Genomic DNA, 17,122 nt, shown 5'->3' with positions numbered 1-17,122 from the left:
GAGAAAAGGAATCCCCATGGAAATCGATCTGAACGCCGATCTCGGCGAAGGCTGCGGCTCCGACGAGGCGCTGCTCGACCTCGTGAGCTCGGCCAACATCGCATGCGGCTGGCATGCGGGCGGACCCAACGCGATGCGCGACTGCGTGCGCTGGGCCGTGCAGAAAGGCGTGTCCATCGGCGCGCATCCGAGCTTCAACGATCCGGAGAATTTCGGCCGCAAGGAAATGGATCTGCCGGCGGGCGAGATCTACGCGGGCGTGCTGTATCAGCTCGGTGCGCTGTCGGCGATCGCGCAGGCCGAGGGCGGACGCATCGCGCATGTGAAGCCGCACGGCGCGCTGTACAACCAGGCCGCGCGCGACGCGAAGATCGCCGACGCGATCGTCTCCGCGGTGCACGACTTCGATCCGTCGGTGGCGGTGTTCGCGCTCGCCAACAGCGGGCTCGTCAGCGCCGCGCGCAATGCGGGCCTGACCGCGATCGAGGAAGTGTTCGCCGACCGCGGCTATCGCGCCGACGGCTCGCTGGTGCCGCGCAAGGAGCCGGGCGCGCTGCTCGACGACGAGGACGAAGTGCTCGCGCGCACGCTTACGATGATCCGCGAGCAACGCGTGAAGGCCGTCGACGGACAGTGGGTGCCGTTGAAGGCGCAAACCATCTGCCTGCACGGCGACGGCCCGCACGCGCTCGCGTTCGCGCGACGCATTCGCGCCGCGCTCGCCGACGCCGGCATCGAAGTGCACCCGGCGGGCGCCGCGCGCGTCTGAGCGTTCGCATCGCCACCGTGCACGCTCGCGCGGCGATGCCCGCTGCAAACCCGCCGATGCCGACGCACACGCATCCGCGGGGCAGGTAAAGAGAGTTCGACGCGGCCGCAGAGCCGCGGCAGCACGCCGGCGCATGGGGCCGCATGCACCGGTTCACGTCAGCCGCCACCCGCGGCGAAGTTGTAACCTCTTTGGAGACCCTGATGCAGACAACTGTCAGTCTTTGGCCGCTCATCGGCGTGGCGGTCATCATCGTTGGCTTTCTGTTGCGCTTCAATCCGATGCTGATCGTGGCCGTCGCCGCGATCGTCACCGGTTTCGCCGCGCATTTCCCGCCGGAAAAAATCCTCGCGCTGATCGGCACCGGCTTCATCAAGACGCGCAACATCCCGCTGATCATCCTGCTGCCGCTCGCGGTGATCGGCCTGCTCGAACGACATGGCCTGCGCGAGCGTGCGCAGGCATGGATCAGCGGCATCAAGGCGGCGACCGCCGGGCGTCTGTTGATCGTCTATCTGGCCGTGCGCGAGCTGACCGCCGCGGTCGGCCTGACCGGGCTCGGCGGCCATCCGCAGATGGTGCGTCCGCTGATCGCGCCGATGGCCGAGGGCGCGACCGAGAACCGCTTCGGCAAGATCAGCGACGCGGTGCGTTTCCGGCTGCGCGCGTTCTCGGCCGCAACCGACAACGTCGGCCTCTTTTTCGGTGAGGACATCTTCGTCGCGTTCGGAGCGATCGTGCTGATGACGACCTTCCTGAAGGAAGCGGGCATCGTCGTGGAGCCGATTCACGTGGCGGTGTGGGGCATTCCGACCGCGATCAGCGCGTTCATCGTGCATGGCTTCCGGCTCTGGCTGCTCGACCGGTGGCTCGAGCGTGAATTGCGCGGCAAGGTGTCGGGCGGTACTTCGAGCGCGAAAGCGACTGCCGCATCGAAACCGTCGTCGGCCACACGTGCTACCGGAGATGAAGCATGACCTTCACGATCACCTATCTGTTCTGGTTGCTCGGCATCGTGCTGCTGATCGTCGGCGGCATGATCGTTACGGACCGCCAGCATCCGCGCCGCTTCACCGCGGGCGGCTTCTGGATTCTTTACGCGCTGATCTTCCTGATCGGCGACCGGCTGCCGCCGGCCGTGGTCGGCGTCGCGGTGATCGCGATGGCGCTGATCGCGGGCTTCGGCGGCGTCACCGCGGGCAAGCCGAAGACGCTGTCGCTCGAAGCGCGTCAAGCGAGCGCCGCGCGACTGCGCAACAAGCTGTTCGTGCCCGCGCTGACGATTCCGGTCGTCACCGTGATCATCACGCTCGCGGCCAGCCATCTCGTGTTCGGCGGCGTGCCGTTGATCGAGAAGGCCAACGTCACGCTGATCGGCTTCGGCATCGGCTGCGTGATCGCACTCGCGATCGCCTGCGTGATCACGCGCGACACGGTCGGTCAGTCGATGAAGGAGGCGCGCCGCCTCGTCGATGCGCTGTCGTGGGCCGCGGTGCTGCCGCAGATGCTCGGCATGCTCGGCCTCGTGTTCTCGGACGCGGGCGTCGGCAAGGCGGTCGCGCACGTGACCACGTCGTATATCAGCCTCGACTACCGCTTCGTCGCGGTGGCCGTGTACTGCATCGGCATGGCGCTGTTCACGATGGTGATGGGCAACGGCTTCGCGGCGTTTCCGGTGATGACGGGCGGCGTCGGGGTGCCGATCCTCGTCGGCGTATTCCACGGCAACCCGGCCGTGATGGCCGCGATCGGCATGTTCTCCGGCTACTGCGGCACGCTGATGACGCCGATGGCCGCAAACTTCAACATGGTGCCGGTCGCACTGCTCGAATTACCCGACAAGAATGCGGTGATCAAGGCGCAGATTCCGACGGCGTTGACGCTGCTGGTGATCAATATCTTTCTGTTGAATTTCTTGATGTTTCTGTAGCGCTGCTGACAAGCGCGTCGCTCAGAGAAGCGGCGCGTGAAAAGACGCGAGCGGTCTTGCGCCGCTCAGCCCGCCTCCACTACGAAGCCGTGCTGCCGCAACAGCTGCAGCACGCCCTTCGGTCCACCCAGATGCAGCGCGCCGATCGCGACGAACAGCGGCTTGTTCGGCGCGGCGAGCTGCAGCATCTTCGCGACGAAGCGGCGATTGCGCTCGTAGACGATCCGGTTGTCGATCGAATCGGAGATGCGGGGATCGCGCGCGAGCTTCTCGGATTTGGCGGCCTGCCACGCGGCGATCGCGTCGGCATCGCCGACCTGCCATAGCCGATGCAGCGTGCGCACGTCCTGGACGTTCTGCGCCGGCGTCTGCACCAGGTCCTGTGCGAGCATCTCACGCTGCTGCGCGGCCGACAGTCCGGTGAACGAACGCATCTGCTGTGCGAGCGTTTCGAGTCCGACGATCTTGCCGCGCGTCTTCAGATACACGTTCTGCAATTGCGCTTCGGTACCGTACTCAGTTTGCAGACCCGCTGACAGCGAGTCGTAGGTCTCGACCACCAGCGACGCAAGCCACGGCCGCATCTTCTTGATCGCATCGAGCGCGGCCGGGTTGCCGCGTAGCCGCAGCGCGAGCTTGTGCCACAACGGCTCGGGCAGCAGGCCCGGCAGGCAGTCGTGCTTGCACACGCCGTACTTGGAGACGTCGTCCTGCGACACCAGCAGTTCGTCGGGCGACAGTTCGAGCGCGAGTGTCGGCGACGCGGCGAGCGCCGCGAGGATCGGCGCGCGGAACGGCTGCGCCGCCGGATAGTCGGCCGGATCGCCGACGTGCAGCGTGCCGAGCACATAGATGGTGATATTGCCGCGTGTCGCGACATAGAACGGCATGCGCGCCGGTTGCTGACGCACCGGTCCGCTCGCGGTGGTGCCGGGGACCGGGGGCGGCGCAATCGACGGCGGTGGCGTGGTTGGCACATTAACCGCTGGCCGGGCCGCCTGGGCCGTGGGGGCTGGCGTATTGGCCGCCGCGCCGGCTGCGTCGGCGATGCCGGGCACGGCCGCGCCGACCGACAGCGCGCAGCCTACGCGCAAAAAAGCGGACAGCGAAGCGTGAAGAACTACGGAGCAAAAGGCGCGCGCGAGCGCATCGACAACCGCGCAGAAAAACGTGCGAAAAAACTCGCTGAAGAAGCTTCCAGCAAATGCGCCGCAGGGCGCGGCGCCCACCGGCGCACGCGCCCCGCGGCGCCGCACGAAGGCGGCTATTCCGCCGCCCTCACACAAGCGGCGCGCAAGACGACGCGCCGCCACCCCATCAGGCATCCACGTCCCCCACCTCTTCGGCGCGGTGACACGAGACGAGGCGCCCATCCACTTCACGCAGCTTCGGCACCTCGCTGCGGCAACGATCGATCACGTACGGGCAGCGCTGATGGAACGTGCAGCCCGACGGCGGATTCAGCGGGGACGGCATTTCGCCTTGCAGCTTGATCTTGATCGTGCGGTCCGCCTCGAAGATCGACGGGGTCGCCGACATCAGCGCGCGCGTGTACGGATGGCGCGGCTTCGAGAAGATGCGCTTCTTGTCGCCGAGCTCGGCGACGCCGCCGAAGTACATGACCATCACGTCGTCGGCGATATGCTCCACCACCGACAGGTTGTGCGAGATGAACACGTAGCTCGTCTTGAACTCATCCTGCAGGTCCATGAACAGGTTCAGGATCTGCGCCTGGATCGACACGTCGAGCGCGGACACCGGTTCGTCGGCGACGACGATCTGCGGATCGAGGATCATCGCGCGCGCGATCGCGACCCGCTGACGCTGGCCGCCGGAGAACATGTGCGGATAGCGCTTCGCGTGCTCGGGCCGCAGGCCGACCGTGCGCATCATCTGCGCGATGCGCTCGGCGCGCTCGGTCGCGCTCATCTGCGTGTTGATCGCGAGCGGTTCGCCGAGGGTTTGCTCGACGGTCTTGCGCGGATTGAGCGACGCAAACGGGTTCTGGAACACCATCTGCACGCGCCGCCTGAGCGCGGCGATTTTCTCGTGATTCGCGCCGGCCACGTCCTCGCCATCGATCAGCAGGCGGCCCGCGCTCGGCGTTTCGATCATCGTCAGCTGACGTGCGAGCGTCGACTTGCCGCAGCCGGACTCGCCGACCACCGCCAGCGTCTTGCCGCGTTCGAGCGCGAACGACACGCCGTTCAGCGCCTTCACCGTGCCGTGCGCGAACATGCCGCGCTTGACCGTGTAGTAGCGCGCGAGCTGATCGGCGACGAGCACGTGATCGCCAGGACGATCCGACTGGCGACGGGTTTCGGGTACTGCGCTCATCGGGCGCCTCCTTGCGTGTGAACGTTGGCGTCCTTCTCGAGGTTCAGCGGCTTGATGCAGCGCACGCGCGTGAGCTCGGCGTGAGCCGGCAGCGACGCGAGCGCGGGGCGCGCCTTCATGCAGTCGTCGACCACGTACTTGCAGCGCGGCGCGAACAGGCAGCCCCTGGGCCGGTCGTCGCGGCCCGGCACCATGCCCGGCAGCGCCGCGAGCCGCACCGCGCCCACGTTGTGCTCGGGAATCGCGGCCAGCAGCGCTTCCGTGTACGGATGATGAGGCGCGGCAAAGATGTCGGGCACCTTGTTCGTCTCGATCACCTCGCCCGCGTACATCACGGCGACGCGCTGCGCGACCTCGGACACCACCGCCAGATCGTGAGAAATCAGCACGAGCGCCATGCCGCGTTCCTTCTGCAGGCGCATCAGCAGTTCCATGATCTGCGCCTGGATGGTCACGTCGAGCGCGGTGGTCGGCTCGTCGGCGATCAGCAGCTTCGGGTTGCAGGCGATCGCCATCGCGATCATCACGCGCTGGTTCATGCCGCCCGACATCTGATGCGGAAACGCGCCGATGCGGTTCTTCGCATCGGGAATGCCGACCTGATCGAGCAGTTCGAGTGCGCGTTTGTCCAGCGCGCTGCCGCGCAAGCCTTCGTGCAGCTTCAGCACTTCCTTGATCTGATAGCCGACCGTGTAGCTCGGGTTCAGGCTCGTCAGCGCGTCCTGGAACACCATCGCGATGTCCTTGCCGATGATCTTGCGGCGTTCCTTCGCGGAGGCGTTCAGCAGGTTCTTGCCGTCGAACTTGATTTCGTCGGCGGTGACCTTGCCGGGCGCGTCGATCAGGCCCATCAGCGCCATCATCGTCACGCTCTTGCCCGAGCCCGATTCGCCGACCACGCCGAGCACTTCGCCCGGTGCGATGTCCAGATTGATGCGGTCGACCGCGGGCAGGCCGCCGAAGTTGACCGCGAGATTGCGGATGGTCAGTAGATTGCTCATGTTCAGGCCATCCGTTTCAGTTTGGGGTCGAGCGCGTCACGCAGCCCGTCGCCGAGCAGGTTGATCGCAAGCACCGAAATCAGGATGGACAGGCCAGGCATCGTGACGATCCACCATGCGCTGTCGATGTAATCGCGCGCCGACGCGAGCATCGCGCCCCACTCCGCCGACGGCGGCTGCACGCCAAGGCCGAGAAACCCGAGCGCGGCGGCATCGAGAATCGCCGACGAAAAGCCTAGAGTGGCCTGCACGATCAGCGGCGCGGTGCAGTTCGGCAACACCTGCGAGAACATCAGCCGCAACGTGCCCGCACCGGCAACGCGCGAGGCGGTTACGTACTCCTTCTGCAATTCGCCTTGCGCGGACGCGCGCGTCAGACGCACATAGCCCGGCAGCGCGACGATCGCGATCGCGAGCATTGTGTTGACGAGACCCGGACCGATGATCGCGACCACCGCGACCGCGAGCAGCAGCGACGGCAGCGCGAGCAGCACGTCCATGATGCGCATGATCGGCGTGTCGGCCCATTTCTCGAAGAACGCGGCGATCAGCCCGAGCACGACGCCCGGAATCAGCGCGAGCACTACCGACACGAAGCCGATCCAGAACGACAGCCGCGCGCCGTACATCAGACGCGAGAGGATGTCGCGGCCCGCTTCGTCGGTGCCGAGAATGAACTTCCAGTTGCCGCCGTCGAGCCACGCGGGCGGAATCTTGACGGAGTCACGATACTGCTCGATCGGGCTGTGCGGCGCGATCAGCGGCGCGAAGATCGCGATGAAGATCAGCACCAGCACGATGATGCCCGCGCCGACCGCGCCGCGGTTGCGCGAGAAGTTCGCCCAGAATTCGCGCGCCGCGATGGCGCGGCCGCTCGGCGGGGTGACCGCCTGGGGGACGGTGTTTTGAATGTCAGCCATAGTGATTTACCTCGTATGGCGAATGCGCGGGTTGAGCACGCCGTACAGCAGATCGACGACGAGGTTCACGACGATCACCAGCGTCGCGATCAGCAGGATACCGCCCTGCACGACCGGATAATCGCGCCGGCCGATCGCGTCGATCAGCCACTTGCCGATGCCCGGCCATGAAAACAGCGTTTCGGTCAGCACCGCGCCCGCAAGCAGCGTACCGACTTGCAGGCCGATCACGGTGACGACCGGAATCAGCGCATTGCGCAGCGCATGCACGACGATCACGCGTCCCGGCGACAGCCCCTTCGCGCGCGCGGTGCGGATGTAGTCCTCGCGCAGCACTTCGAGCATCGACGAGCGCGTCATGCGCGCGACGACCGCGAGCGGAATCGTGCCGAGCACGATCGCGGGGAGGATCAGGTGACTGAGCGCGGACGTGAACGCGCCTTCGTCGGTGGACATCAGCGAGTCGATCAGCATGAAGCCGGTCACGTGCGGAATGTCGTATTCGACCGCGATGCGGCCCGACACCGGCGTCAAGCCGAGCTTGACCGAGAACACCATGATGAGGATCAAGCCCCACCAGAAGATCGGCATCGAGTAGCCGGTCAGCGCGGTGCCCATCACGCCGTGATCGACCACCGTGCCGCGCCTCAGCGCCGCGAACACGCCCGCCGGCAGGCCGACGATCAGCGCGAACAGCATTGCGCAGAACGACAGTTCGACCGTGGCGGGAAAGCGCGCGAGGAATTCGCCCATCACGCTGGTGTTGGTGATGATCGAGGTGCCGAGGTTGCCGTGCAGGGCGCGGCCGATGTAGTGGAAGTACTGGATTGGCAGGGGCTCGTCGAGCCCGAGGCGGTGCATCGCGGCCGCGTGCATGGCCGGATCGACGCCGCGCTCGCCCATCATCACTTCGATGGGGTCGCCCGGGATCAGGTGAATCAGCGCGAACGCGAGGATGGTGATGCCGATGAACGTCGGTATCACCATGCCGATGCGGCGCAAAACGAAGCGGAACATGGTTCGCTCCTATGGTACTGGTGATGAAAAAACGCAACCGGCGACGAGGGCTCGTGACCCCGGTCGCCGGACCATTTCGACCAGTTTTCTAACCGTGCGAAAGCGTACTCTACTGCGGCGTACTGTGCGAACTTTACGAATTACTTGATGCTGACGCCGTCGAAGCGCGCGTAGCCAAGCGGTTCGATGCGCATGTCGACCACCTTCTTGCTGACCGGCTGATAGACGGTCGAGTGGGCGACCGGCGAGAACGGCAGTTGCTGCGCGAAGATATGCTGCGCGTCGCCGTAGATCTTCGTGCGCGTCGCCACGTCCGAGGTCGTGCGGCCCTTCTGGATCAGCTCGTCGAACGGCTTGTAGCACCACTTCGAGAAGTTGTTGCCGTTGATCGCCTCGCAGCCGAGCAGCGTGCCGAGCCAGTTGTCCGGATCGCCGTTGTCGCCGGTCCAGCCGATCAGCATCGAGTCCTGTTCGCCCGCGTGCGCGCGCTTGATGTACTCACCCCACTCGTACGTGACGATCTTCGCCTTCACGCCGATCTTCGCCCAGTCTGCCTGGATCATTTCCGCCATCAGGCGCGCGTTCGGGTTGTACGCGCGCTGCACGGGCATCGCCCACAGCGTGATGTCGAAGCCGTTCGGGTAGCCGGCCTTCGTGAGCAGATCCTTCGCTTTGGCCGAATCGTACGAGGCGGCCGGCAGGTTCTTGACGAACGACCATTGCGTCGGCGGCATCGGGTTCGTCGCGAGCTGGCCCGCGCCCTGGTAGACCGAGTCGATGATCGCCTTCTTGTTGATCGCCATGTCGAGCGCCTGACGCACTTCGAGCTTGTCGACCGGCTTGTGCGTCACGTTGTACGCGAGGTAGCCGAGGTTGAAGCCCGGCTGCGACGGCATGTCGATGTTCGGCTCGGCCTTCAGCGGCGCGATATCGGCCGGGCGCGGATAGCTCATCACCTGGCATTCGTCGCGCTTGATCTTCTGCACGCGCACGCCGGCGTCCGGCGTGATCGAGAAGATCAGCTTCGAGATCTTCACCGCGTTCGGCTTCCAGTATTCCGGATTGCCGTCGAAGCGGATCGTCGCGTCCTTCGTGTAGCTGCGGAAGATGAACGGACCGGTGCCGGCCGGGAACTGATTGATATCGGCGGCCTTGCCTGCCTTCAGCAGTTGATCCGCATATTCGGCCGACAGGATCGACGCGTATTCCATCGCCAGATTCTGGATGAACGGCGCGTTGACTTCCTTCAGCGTGAACTTGACCGTGTACGGGTCGACCTTCTCGACGCTCGTGATCAGCTTGTCGAGGCCCATGTCGGTGAAGTACGGGAACTGCACCGGATACGCCTTGCGGAACGGCTGGTTCGGGTCGAGCATGCGCTGGAACGAGAACACCACGTCGTCCGCGTTGAATTCGCGCGTCGGCTTGAAGAACGAGGTGGTCTGGAACTTCACGCCGTGACGCAGATGGAACGTGTAGGTCTTGCCATCGGGCGACACGTCCCACTTCTCGGCGAGGCCGGGCTCGACCTTGGTGCCGCCGCGCTCGAATTCGACGAGGCGGTTATAGACGGTGAACGTGTTGGCCGTGAAGTCGACGCCCGTCGTGTATTGGGCCGGATCGAAACCCGCGGGACTGCCTTCCGAGCAGTAAACGAGGGTTTTGTTCGGAATCCCAGCGGCCTGCGCGCTCGTGACGCCAAGCAGGGATGCCGCTGCGGCAGCGACGAGCGTAGACACACGCGCGACGCGCAACAGATTGTTTTGCTTCATGTTTCCTCCAGGTTCAGGGCCGGCTTGCGCCGGCGTAGCGGGATATTACTTGAGCTTGGGCCGGCCACCAAGCGGAGCAAAATCCCTCTGTTGACGATAGGAAACACTTCGTGCAAACGTTTTGCCACGGTACTGTCGCGGTCCGGACGGCCCATTCGAGCCGCCCGGCGTCGAAAGCGGCGCAAAAAGCGCGCCGCGCCCGCTTACTTCACCCCGACCTCCAGGAATTGCGTCGGTCCGAACGGATCGATCTTGAAGCCCGTCACGTTCTTGCTGATCGGCTGATACACGGTCGAATGCGCGATCGGCGTGAACGGCACCTGGTCCTTGAAGATTTCCTGAGCCTGGGTGTAGGCCTTCAGCCGATCGGGCATCTTGGTGGTGCTGCGGCCCTGCTTGATCAGGTCGTCGTAAGGCTTGTAGCACCACTTCGAGAAGTTGCTGCCGTTGACCGCGTCGCAGCCGAGCAACACGCCGAGCCAGTTGTCGGGGTCGCCGTAGTCGCCGGTCCAGCCGATCAGCATCGCCTGATGCTCGCCGGCGTGCGCGCGGCGGATGTACTCGCCCCACTCGTACGTGGCGATATTCACCTTGACGCCGATCTTCGCCCAGTCAGACTGCAGCATTTCGGCCATCAGGCGCGCGTTCGGGTTATACGGGCGCTGCACCGGCATCGCCCACAGCGTCAGTTCGAAGCCGTCGGGGTAGCCGGCCTCCTTCAGCAGCGCTTTCGCTTTGTCGACGTCGTACGGTGCGTCCTTCAGGCTCTTGTCGTAGCCCCATTGCGTCGGCGGCATCGGGTTGGTCGCGAGCTGGCCCGCACCCTGATAGACCGCTTCGATGATCGCCTTCTTGTTGACCGACATGTCGAGCGCGCGGCGCACGAGCACGTTATCGAGCGGCTTTTTGCTCGTGTTGTACGCGATATAGCCGAGGTTGAAGCCCACTTCGCTCGGCATCGCGAGCGAGCCATCGGCCTTCACGGTCGGGATGTCGGCCGGGCGCGGATACGACATCACCTGACATTCGCCGCGCTTGAGCTTTTGCAGGCGCACGGCCGGATCGACGGTGATCGCGAAGATCAGCTTGCCGACCTTCGCGACGCCCGGCTTCCAGTAGTCGGGATTGCCGTCGAAGCGGATGGTGTCGTCCTTCGTATAGCTGCGGAAGATGAACGGACCGGTGCCGACCGGGTACTGGTTGATGTCGGACGCCTTGCCCGCCTTCAGCAGCTGATCCGTGTATTCAGCCGACAGGATCGACGCGAACGGCATCGCGATCTGCTGCAGGAACGGCGCGTCGACTTCCTTCAGCGTGAAGCGCACCGTGTACGGATCGACCTTCTCGATTTTGGCGATGTTCTTCGCGAGACCGAGGTCGTTGAAGTACGGAAAATTGACCGGATACGCCTTGCGGAACGGATTCTCGGGATCGAGCATGCGCTCGAAGGTGAACACGACGTCGTCCGCGTTGAATTCGCGGGTCGGCTTGAAATACGACGTGGTCTGGAATTTGACGCCGCGGCGCAGATGGAACGTATAGGTGAGGCCGTCGGGCGACACGTCCCACTTTTCGGCAAGTCCCGGCTCGATGTCCGTGCTGCCATGCGCAAATTCGACCAGCCGGTTATAGACCGTGTACGAGCCGGCGCTGAACTCGACGCTGGTCGTGTATTGCGCGGTATCGAAGCCCGCCGGGCTGCCTTCGGAGCAGAAAATCAGCGTCTTGTCGGGCAGCGAGGCCGCCTGCGACGCGGCGGGCGCGAGGCCGCTGGTGGCGACCGCGAGCGCGGCGAGAGCCGGCAGGCAGAACTGGTGAAGCGCGAACAGTCGGTGTGCCGCAGTCATTCTTGTCACTGTCATATCGTCCTCCGCACAGCAGCCGGGGTAGCTGCTTTTCGATGATAGACAGCCCAAAAATGAGCTTCAACAGGGACTTACCACGCTATTTGGGACAAATTCGAGACCCGCGCCGGGGTGGCGGGGACCGCGCGGCCTTTGCAGCCGCGCGGGCATAGCCGTTAAACGGCGAGCCGTTCGCAGATCGCCTTGGTCGACGTGGCCGCGTTCAGCGTATAGAAGTGCAGACCCGGCACCTTCGCGTCGACGAGCCGTTGACACAGATCCGTCACCACGTCGAGCCCGAACGCGCGGATCGACTCGCGGTCATCGCCGAAGCTCTCGAGCCGGCGCGCGATCCAGCGCGGCACTTCGGCGCCGCACATTTCGGAGAAGCGCATCAGCTGCGAGAAGTTCGTGATCGGCATGATGCCGGGCACGATCGGCACGTCGACGCCGAGCTGGCGCGCATCGTCGACGAAACGGAAGTACGCGTCCGCGTTGAAGAAGTACTGCGTGATCGCCGAGTTCGCGCCGGCCTTTACCTTGCGCGCGAAATTCTCCAGATCGTGTCGCGGCGAGCGCGACTGCGGATGGTATTCCGGATAGCCGGCCACCTCGATCCAGAACCAGTCGCCGAACTCGGCACGGATGAAGCTGACGAGCTCCGATGCATAGCGCAGCTCGCCGACCGCGCCCATGCCCGAGGGCAGATCGCCGCGCAGCGCGACGATATGGCGGATGCCGTGCGCGCGGTACTCGTTAAGAATCGCGCGCAGGCTTTCCTTCGACGAGCCGATGCACGACAGGTGCGGCGCCGCCTCGAGCCCTTCCTTCGCCATGTCGATGACGGTATCGAGCGTGCCTTGCTGGGTCGAGCCGCCGGCGCCGAACGTGACGGACACGAACTTCGGCTTTAGCGACACGAGTTGCGCGCGGGTCGCGCGCAGTTTGTCGATGCCTTCCTGCGTTTTCGGCGGGAAGAATTCGAATGAGAGTTCGATCGGATTCATAGTCAATAAGGTCAACCGAGACTGCGGTTGCCGAAAATGAGCGCGGACAGCAGCCACGACACGATGCTGTACAGGATCGAGCCGAAGAACGCCGACCAGAAGCCCGACACCTCGAAGCCCTTCAACAGCGACGAGGCCAGCCAGAAGCACAGCGCATTGACGACCAGAATGAAGAGTCCGAGCGTGAGGATCGTGACGGGCAGCGTCAGCAGGATCAGTACCGGCCGAATCACCGCATTGATGAGACCGAGCACGATAGCGACGATCAGCGCGGTGCCGAAGCTGCGGATGTGGATCGACGGAACGATGTAGGTGATGATCAGCAGCGCGAGCGCGTTGATGAGCCAGGTCAGCAGCACGGTCATGTTAGAACTCCTTGTAAGCACCTGTGCGGGGAAGATGTCCAGCAAATGAAAAGCGGCGCTGTCGAACAAAGCGGCGCATTGTGCGCCGCCCCGAGATCAGACCGTCAAACTTTTCACCGCCGTCCGCTTGGCCGGGCGCGCGAAGCGCGCCTCGAACCCGCGGGCGGCCGCCTACTTAGTAGCGATAGTGGTTCGGCTTGAACGGACCGTTCTTGTCGACGCCGATGTAGCCGGCCTGCGCGTCGGACAGCACGGTCAGGTTCGCGCCGATACGCGCCAGGTGCAAACGCGCAACCTTCTCGTCGAGATGCTTCGGCAGCACGTACACCTTGTTTTCGTACTTCGCGCCCTGCGTGAACAGTTCGATCTGCGCGAGCGTCTGGTTCGTGAACGAGTTCGACATCACGAACGACGGGTGGCCCGTCGCGCAGCCGAGGTTTACGAGACGGCCTTCGGCCAGCAGGATCACGCGCTTGCCGTCCGGGAAAATGATGTGGTCGACTTGCGGCTTGATGTTTTCCCACTGGTACTGACGGGTCGACGCAACGTCGATTTCCGAGTCGAAGTGGCCGATGTTGCAGACGATCGCGTTATGACGCATCGCCTTCATGTGATCGTGGTTGATCACGTGGTAGTTGCCGGTCGCGGTCACGAAGATGTCGGCTTTATCCGCCGCGTATTCCATCGTCACGACGCGGTAGCCTTCCATCGCCGCTTGCAGTGCGCAGATCGGATCGATTTCGGTGACCCACACGGTCGCGCCCAGACCACGCAGCGATTGCGCGCAGCCCTTGCCCACGTCGCCGTAGCCGGCCACGACCGCGATCTTGCCCGCGATCATCACGTCGGTCGCGCGCTTGATGCCGTCGACGAGCGACTCGCGGCAGCCGTACAGGTTGTCGAACTTCGACTTCGTGACCGAGTCGTTGACGTTGATGGCCGGGAACGGCAGACGGCCTTCCTTTTCCATCTGGTAAAGACGATGCACACCGGTGGTGGTTTCTTCGGTGACGCCCTTGATCGCCGCGAGGCGCTTCGAGTACCACGTCGGGTCGATCTCGAGGTGCGCGGCGATCGACTTGTACAGCGCGATCTCTTCCTCGTTGGTCGGCTTGGCGATCACCGAGCGGTCTTTTTCGGCCTTCGAGCCCAGGATCAGCAGCAGCGTTGCGTCGCCGCCGTCGTCGAGAATCATGTTGGCGAACTCGCCGTTCGGCCATTCGAAGATGCGGTGCGAGAACTCCCAGTATTCGTCGAGCGATTCGCCCTTGAACGCGAACACCGGCGTGCCGGCCTGCGCGATCGCGGCGGCAGCATGGTCCTGGGTCGAGAAGATGTTGCACGAGGCCCAGCGCACGTCGGCGCCGAGCGCGGTCAGCGTCTCGATCAGCACGCCGGTCTGGATCGTCATGTGCAGCGAGCCGGCGACGCGCGCGCCCTTCAGCGGCTGCTGCGCCTTGTACTCTTCACGCGTTTGCATGAGGCCGGGCATTTCGGTCTCGGCGATCGTGAGTTCCTTGCGGCCCCAAGCGGCGAGCGACATGTCGGCAACAACGTAATCCTGCTTTTGGGAATCGATGACTGCGGCGTTCATCACGCCCTCCTTTCTAAGAAATTGACTAGAAATGTGACGTGAGCGCGGTTTGAGTCGACGCACGGATTCGCGTGATGCGCATTCCATGCTGCCGATTGAAGCCTTCGAGCCTGGCGGGCGGCCGGCGAATGCGGATTCGCGGTACCCGTCGCAACGCTCCTCGAAGACGAACGGCGATTGTAGCAAATCGACATGACTTCGGCGTGCGCGGGATGGCGTGGCGCGCTGGTTCAGATCGGCAGCAGCCCCAGCATCGGCGCGAGCAGCACCATCGCGACGCCGGCGATCATCATCGTCAGGCTGGACACCACGCCCTCCTCGCTGCCGATCTCGCGTGCCTTGGCGGTGCCGACGCCGTGCGCGGCCGCGCCGAACAGCGCGCCGCGCGCGAGCCGCGTGCGCAGCGGCATGAACGCGAGCACGAGTTCGCCGAACAGCATGCCGCAGACGCCCGTCGCGATCACGAACAGCGCGCTCAGGTCCTTCGGCGCGTGAATCCGGTCGGACACGGCGAGCGCGAACGGCGTCGACACCGAGCGTGTCATCAGGCTGCGCTGCAATTCCGGCGACAGATGCAGCAGCTTCGCGAGCATCAGAGAGCCGCCGACGCCGACCAGAATGCCCACCGTCACGCCGACGGACAGCGAGATCCAGTGGCGCTTCAGCAGTGCGCGGTACTCGTAGATCGGCACGGCGAACGCGACCGTCGCGGGGCCGAGCAGCCACATCAGCCAGCGCGTGTCCTCGAAGTACAGCGAATACGGAATGTGCGCGAGCGCGACGATCGCAACGAGCGCGGCCGGCACGGTCAGCATCGGCGTGAGCCACGGCGAGCGCACGCGCGCATACAACGCCTTCGACGCGAAATACAGCGCGATCGTCAGCACGAGGCAGCCTGCCGCGATCAGGCGAGAGGCGTCGTCGGCCAGCAGCGAAGCGAAAAAGTGCGGGTTCATCGGCGCTCGCGCGACAGACTGCCTGCCTCGCGCGCAACCCGCACCCGGCGCAGCGCGAAACGTCGTTCGACGCGCGCGGCCTGATCGACGGCGAACGCCACCGCGACCATCACCATCAGCGTGCCGGCGATCACGACCAGCGCGAGGCGCCAGCCGTCCGCGCGGAACAGGCCGCCGTATTGCACGGCGGCGACCGCGGCCGGAATGAAGAACAGCAGCATGTCGGACAGCAGCCAGTCCGCGCCGGCCTTGACCCAGCGCGGCGCGACGCCGCCGCCGAACAGCAGCGCGAGCAGCACGACGAGGCCGAGCACGCCGCCCGGCACCGGCAGATGCAGCCGGCGCACGATGAAATCCGCGCCCATCCACAGCACGGCGATCGCGGCGCTTTGCACGGCGATGCGTGCAACCCGGCCGAAGCCACCCGCGCCGCCGCTCGAACCGCCATCGGCGGGAGGCACGGAACGGGCGAAAACTGGGGCGGACATGGCATTCCCTGGCTGACTCGGAAGGCACTCAGTATGGGGCGCATCGCGCCATAAACAAAATGACTTACAATCATCGAAACCATTCCAAACTGGAATTCTGGAGGCCGCGATCATGGAACTCCGCGCGCTGCGCTATTTCGTCGAAGTGGTCCGTCAACAGAGCTTCACGGTCGCCGCCGAGCAGATGTTCGTCACGCAGCCGACCATCAGCAAGATGGTCAAGTCGCTGGAAGATGAAATCGGCTCGCCGCTGCTGCTGCGAGACGGCCGTCAGATGGTGCTGACCGACGTCGGCCGGATCGTCTATCAGCGCGGCCAGGACGTGCTCGCCGCGCACGCGCAACTGCAGGCCGAACTGAACGATCTCGACACCCTTGGGCGCGGTGAACTCGCAATCGGCATCCCGCCGATGGGCGGCGAGCTCTTCACCCCCGCAATCGCCGCGTTCCGCCAGCGCTATCCGAAGATCGAGCTGAAGCTGTTCGAGCAGGGATCGCGCGCAATCGAAGCCGCGCTGATCAACGGCGAGCTGGAACTCGGCGGGGTGCTGCAGCCGGTCGATCCCGACAACATCGACGTGCTGCCAATGTCGCGCCAGTTGCTGTGGCTCGTCGCGCGCACCGGCTCGCGCTGGGATGCGTTGAACGAGGTGCCGCTCGCGCAGCTCGCGAACGAGCCGTTCGTGTTTTACGGCGAGAGCCTCGCGTTGAACGACGTCGTGCTGAACGCGTGCCGCGCGGCGGGGTTTGCGCCGGCTATCGTCGGGCGTAGCGGGCACTGGGACTTCATGGCGGCGCTGGTGCTGGCCGGCGTCGGCATCGCGCTGCTGCCGGCGCCCTATTGCCGCCGGCTCGACCCCGCGCAGTTCACCTGCCGACCGGTCGTCGAACCGGAGATCCCGTGGGAAATGGCGATCGGCTGGCGCCGCAACGGCTATCTGTCGCACGCGGCGCGCGCATGGCTCGACGTCGCGCGCGAAACGCTGCCGACGCACGTCAGCGACGATTTCATGCTCGGACCGGGAATCGGCTTCAACGGAATCGCAGCGCCGGACGAAGCTTAGCTACCCGCGCACGAGTGACGCGCGGCGGGCGGTTGCATTGCGCCGCCGCGTTTCCCGAA

Annotated in this window: 16 protein-coding genes and 1 riboswitch; of the genes, 4 read left to right on the top strand and 12 right to left on the bottom strand. The window is 65.0% G+C overall.

Features of this window, described 5'->3' with window-relative positions:
• Positions 1-16: 16 nt before the first annotated feature.
• The 3 genes from pxpA to AB3X94_RS08265 all read left to right on the top strand — a co-directional run bounded on the left by pxpA (position 17) and on the right by AB3X94_RS08265 (position 2,699).
• A complete protein-coding gene (gene pxpA, locus AB3X94_RS08275; RefSeq protein ID WP_152852541.1) occupies positions 17-769 on the top strand; it encodes a 5-oxoprolinase subunit PxpA in 753 nt (250 codons plus the stop codon).
• Between the two features lie 203 nt (positions 770-972).
• Positions 973-1,746 (top strand): DUF969 domain-containing protein, encoded by a 774-nt coding sequence (locus AB3X94_RS08270; protein WP_176110043.1) that lies wholly within the window; start codon positions 973-975, stop codon positions 1,744-1,746.
• On the top strand, positions 1,743-2,699 hold the full coding sequence (locus tag AB3X94_RS08265) for a DUF979 domain-containing protein (RefSeq protein WP_176110042.1): 957 nt from the start codon (positions 1,743-1,745) through the stop codon (positions 2,697-2,699). The genes AB3X94_RS08270 and AB3X94_RS08265 overlap by 4 nt, the downstream gene beginning before the upstream one ends.
• Positions 2,700-2,764: 65 nt before the next feature.
• Here the strand turns inward: AB3X94_RS08265 and AB3X94_RS08260 are convergent, their stop codons facing one another.
• The 12 genes from AB3X94_RS08260 to AB3X94_RS08205 form a co-directional block, all read right to left on the bottom strand.
• On the bottom strand, positions 2,765-4,024 hold the full coding sequence (locus AB3X94_RS08260) for a TraB/GumN family protein (protein ID WP_368611247.1): 1,260 nt from the start codon (positions 4,022-4,024) through the stop codon (positions 2,765-2,767).
• Positions 4,017-5,036, bottom strand: a complete 1,020-nt coding sequence (locus AB3X94_RS08255) for a peptide ABC transporter ATP-binding protein (protein ID WP_176110040.1) — start codon at positions 5,034-5,036, stop codon at positions 4,017-4,019. The genes AB3X94_RS08260 and AB3X94_RS08255 overlap by 8 nt, the downstream gene beginning before the upstream one ends.
• A complete protein-coding gene (locus AB3X94_RS08250; protein WP_368611246.1) occupies positions 5,033-6,037 on the bottom strand; it encodes an ABC transporter ATP-binding protein in 1,005 nt (334 codons plus the stop codon). Before AB3X94_RS08250 ends, AB3X94_RS08255 begins: the two co-directional genes overlap by 4 nt.
• A gap of 2 nt (positions 6,038-6,039) precedes the next feature.
• On the bottom strand, positions 6,040-6,957 hold the full coding sequence (locus AB3X94_RS08245; protein ID WP_368611245.1) for an ABC transporter permease subunit: 918 nt from the start codon (positions 6,955-6,957) through the stop codon (positions 6,040-6,042).
• A gap of 6 nt (positions 6,958-6,963) precedes the next feature.
• The gene (locus AB3X94_RS08240; RefSeq protein WP_176110037.1) at positions 6,964-7,974 is read right to left on the bottom strand and encodes an ABC transporter permease subunit; all 1,011 of its coding nucleotides are present in this window, start codon (positions 7,972-7,974) and stop codon (positions 6,964-6,966) included.
• Between the two features lie 140 nt (positions 7,975-8,114).
• Positions 8,115-9,746 (bottom strand): ABC transporter substrate-binding protein, encoded by a 1,632-nt coding sequence (locus tag AB3X94_RS08235; protein WP_176110036.1) that lies wholly within the window; start codon positions 9,744-9,746, stop codon positions 8,115-8,117.
• Positions 9,747-9,949: 203 nt separating this feature from the next.
• Positions 9,950-11,593 carry an ABC transporter substrate-binding protein gene (locus AB3X94_RS08230; protein WP_176110678.1) on the bottom strand — a complete coding sequence of 548 codons (1,644 nt, stop codon included), beginning with the start codon at positions 11,591-11,593 and terminating at the stop codon, positions 9,950-9,952.
• A 173-nt stretch (positions 11,594-11,766) separates the two neighbouring features.
• Positions 11,767-12,597: a methylenetetrahydrofolate reductase [NAD(P)H] gene (gene metF / locus AB3X94_RS08225; RefSeq protein ID WP_176110677.1), complete on the bottom strand. Its 831-nt coding sequence runs from the start codon at positions 12,595-12,597 to the stop codon at positions 11,767-11,769.
• A gap of 11 nt (positions 12,598-12,608) precedes the next feature.
• Entirely contained in the window at positions 12,609-12,962 is a 354-nt protein-coding gene (locus tag AB3X94_RS08220) for a phage holin family protein (RefSeq protein WP_018432546.1), read from the bottom strand.
• A 175-nt stretch (positions 12,963-13,137) separates the two neighbouring features.
• On the bottom strand, positions 13,138-14,556 hold the full coding sequence (gene ahcY, locus AB3X94_RS08215; protein WP_176110035.1) for an adenosylhomocysteinase: 1,419 nt from the start codon (positions 14,554-14,556) through the stop codon (positions 13,138-13,140).
• A gap of 33 nt (positions 14,557-14,589) precedes the next feature.
• A riboswitch (S-adenosyl-L-homocysteine riboswitch) is annotated at positions 14,590-14,724 on the bottom strand.
• Positions 14,725-14,786: 62 nt separating this feature from the next.
• Positions 14,787-15,512 (bottom strand): LrgB family protein, encoded by a 726-nt coding sequence (locus AB3X94_RS08210; RefSeq protein ID WP_176367737.1) that lies wholly within the window; start codon positions 15,510-15,512, stop codon positions 14,787-14,789.
• Positions 15,509-15,877: a CidA/LrgA family protein gene (locus AB3X94_RS08205; protein WP_246392222.1), complete on the bottom strand. Its 369-nt coding sequence runs from the start codon at positions 15,875-15,877 to the stop codon at positions 15,509-15,511. Before AB3X94_RS08205 ends, AB3X94_RS08210 begins: the two co-directional genes overlap by 4 nt.
• A gap of 235 nt (positions 15,878-16,112) precedes the next feature.
• Between AB3X94_RS08205 and AB3X94_RS08200 the strand changes: the two genes are divergently transcribed.
• Positions 16,113-17,063, top strand: coding sequence for a LysR family transcriptional regulator (locus AB3X94_RS08200; RefSeq protein WP_176110032.1), 951 nt, complete (start codon positions 16,113-16,115; stop codon positions 17,061-17,063).
• The last annotated feature ends 59 nt before the right edge of the window (positions 17,064-17,122 follow it).

The sequence above is a fragment of the Paraburkholderia sp. BR10923 genome (genome assembly GCF_040948765.1).
GTDB classification, from domain to species: Bacteria; Pseudomonadota; Gammaproteobacteria; order Burkholderiales; family Burkholderiaceae; genus Paraburkholderia; species Paraburkholderia youngii.
This window is presented reverse-complemented; position numbering and strand designations above follow the sequence as displayed.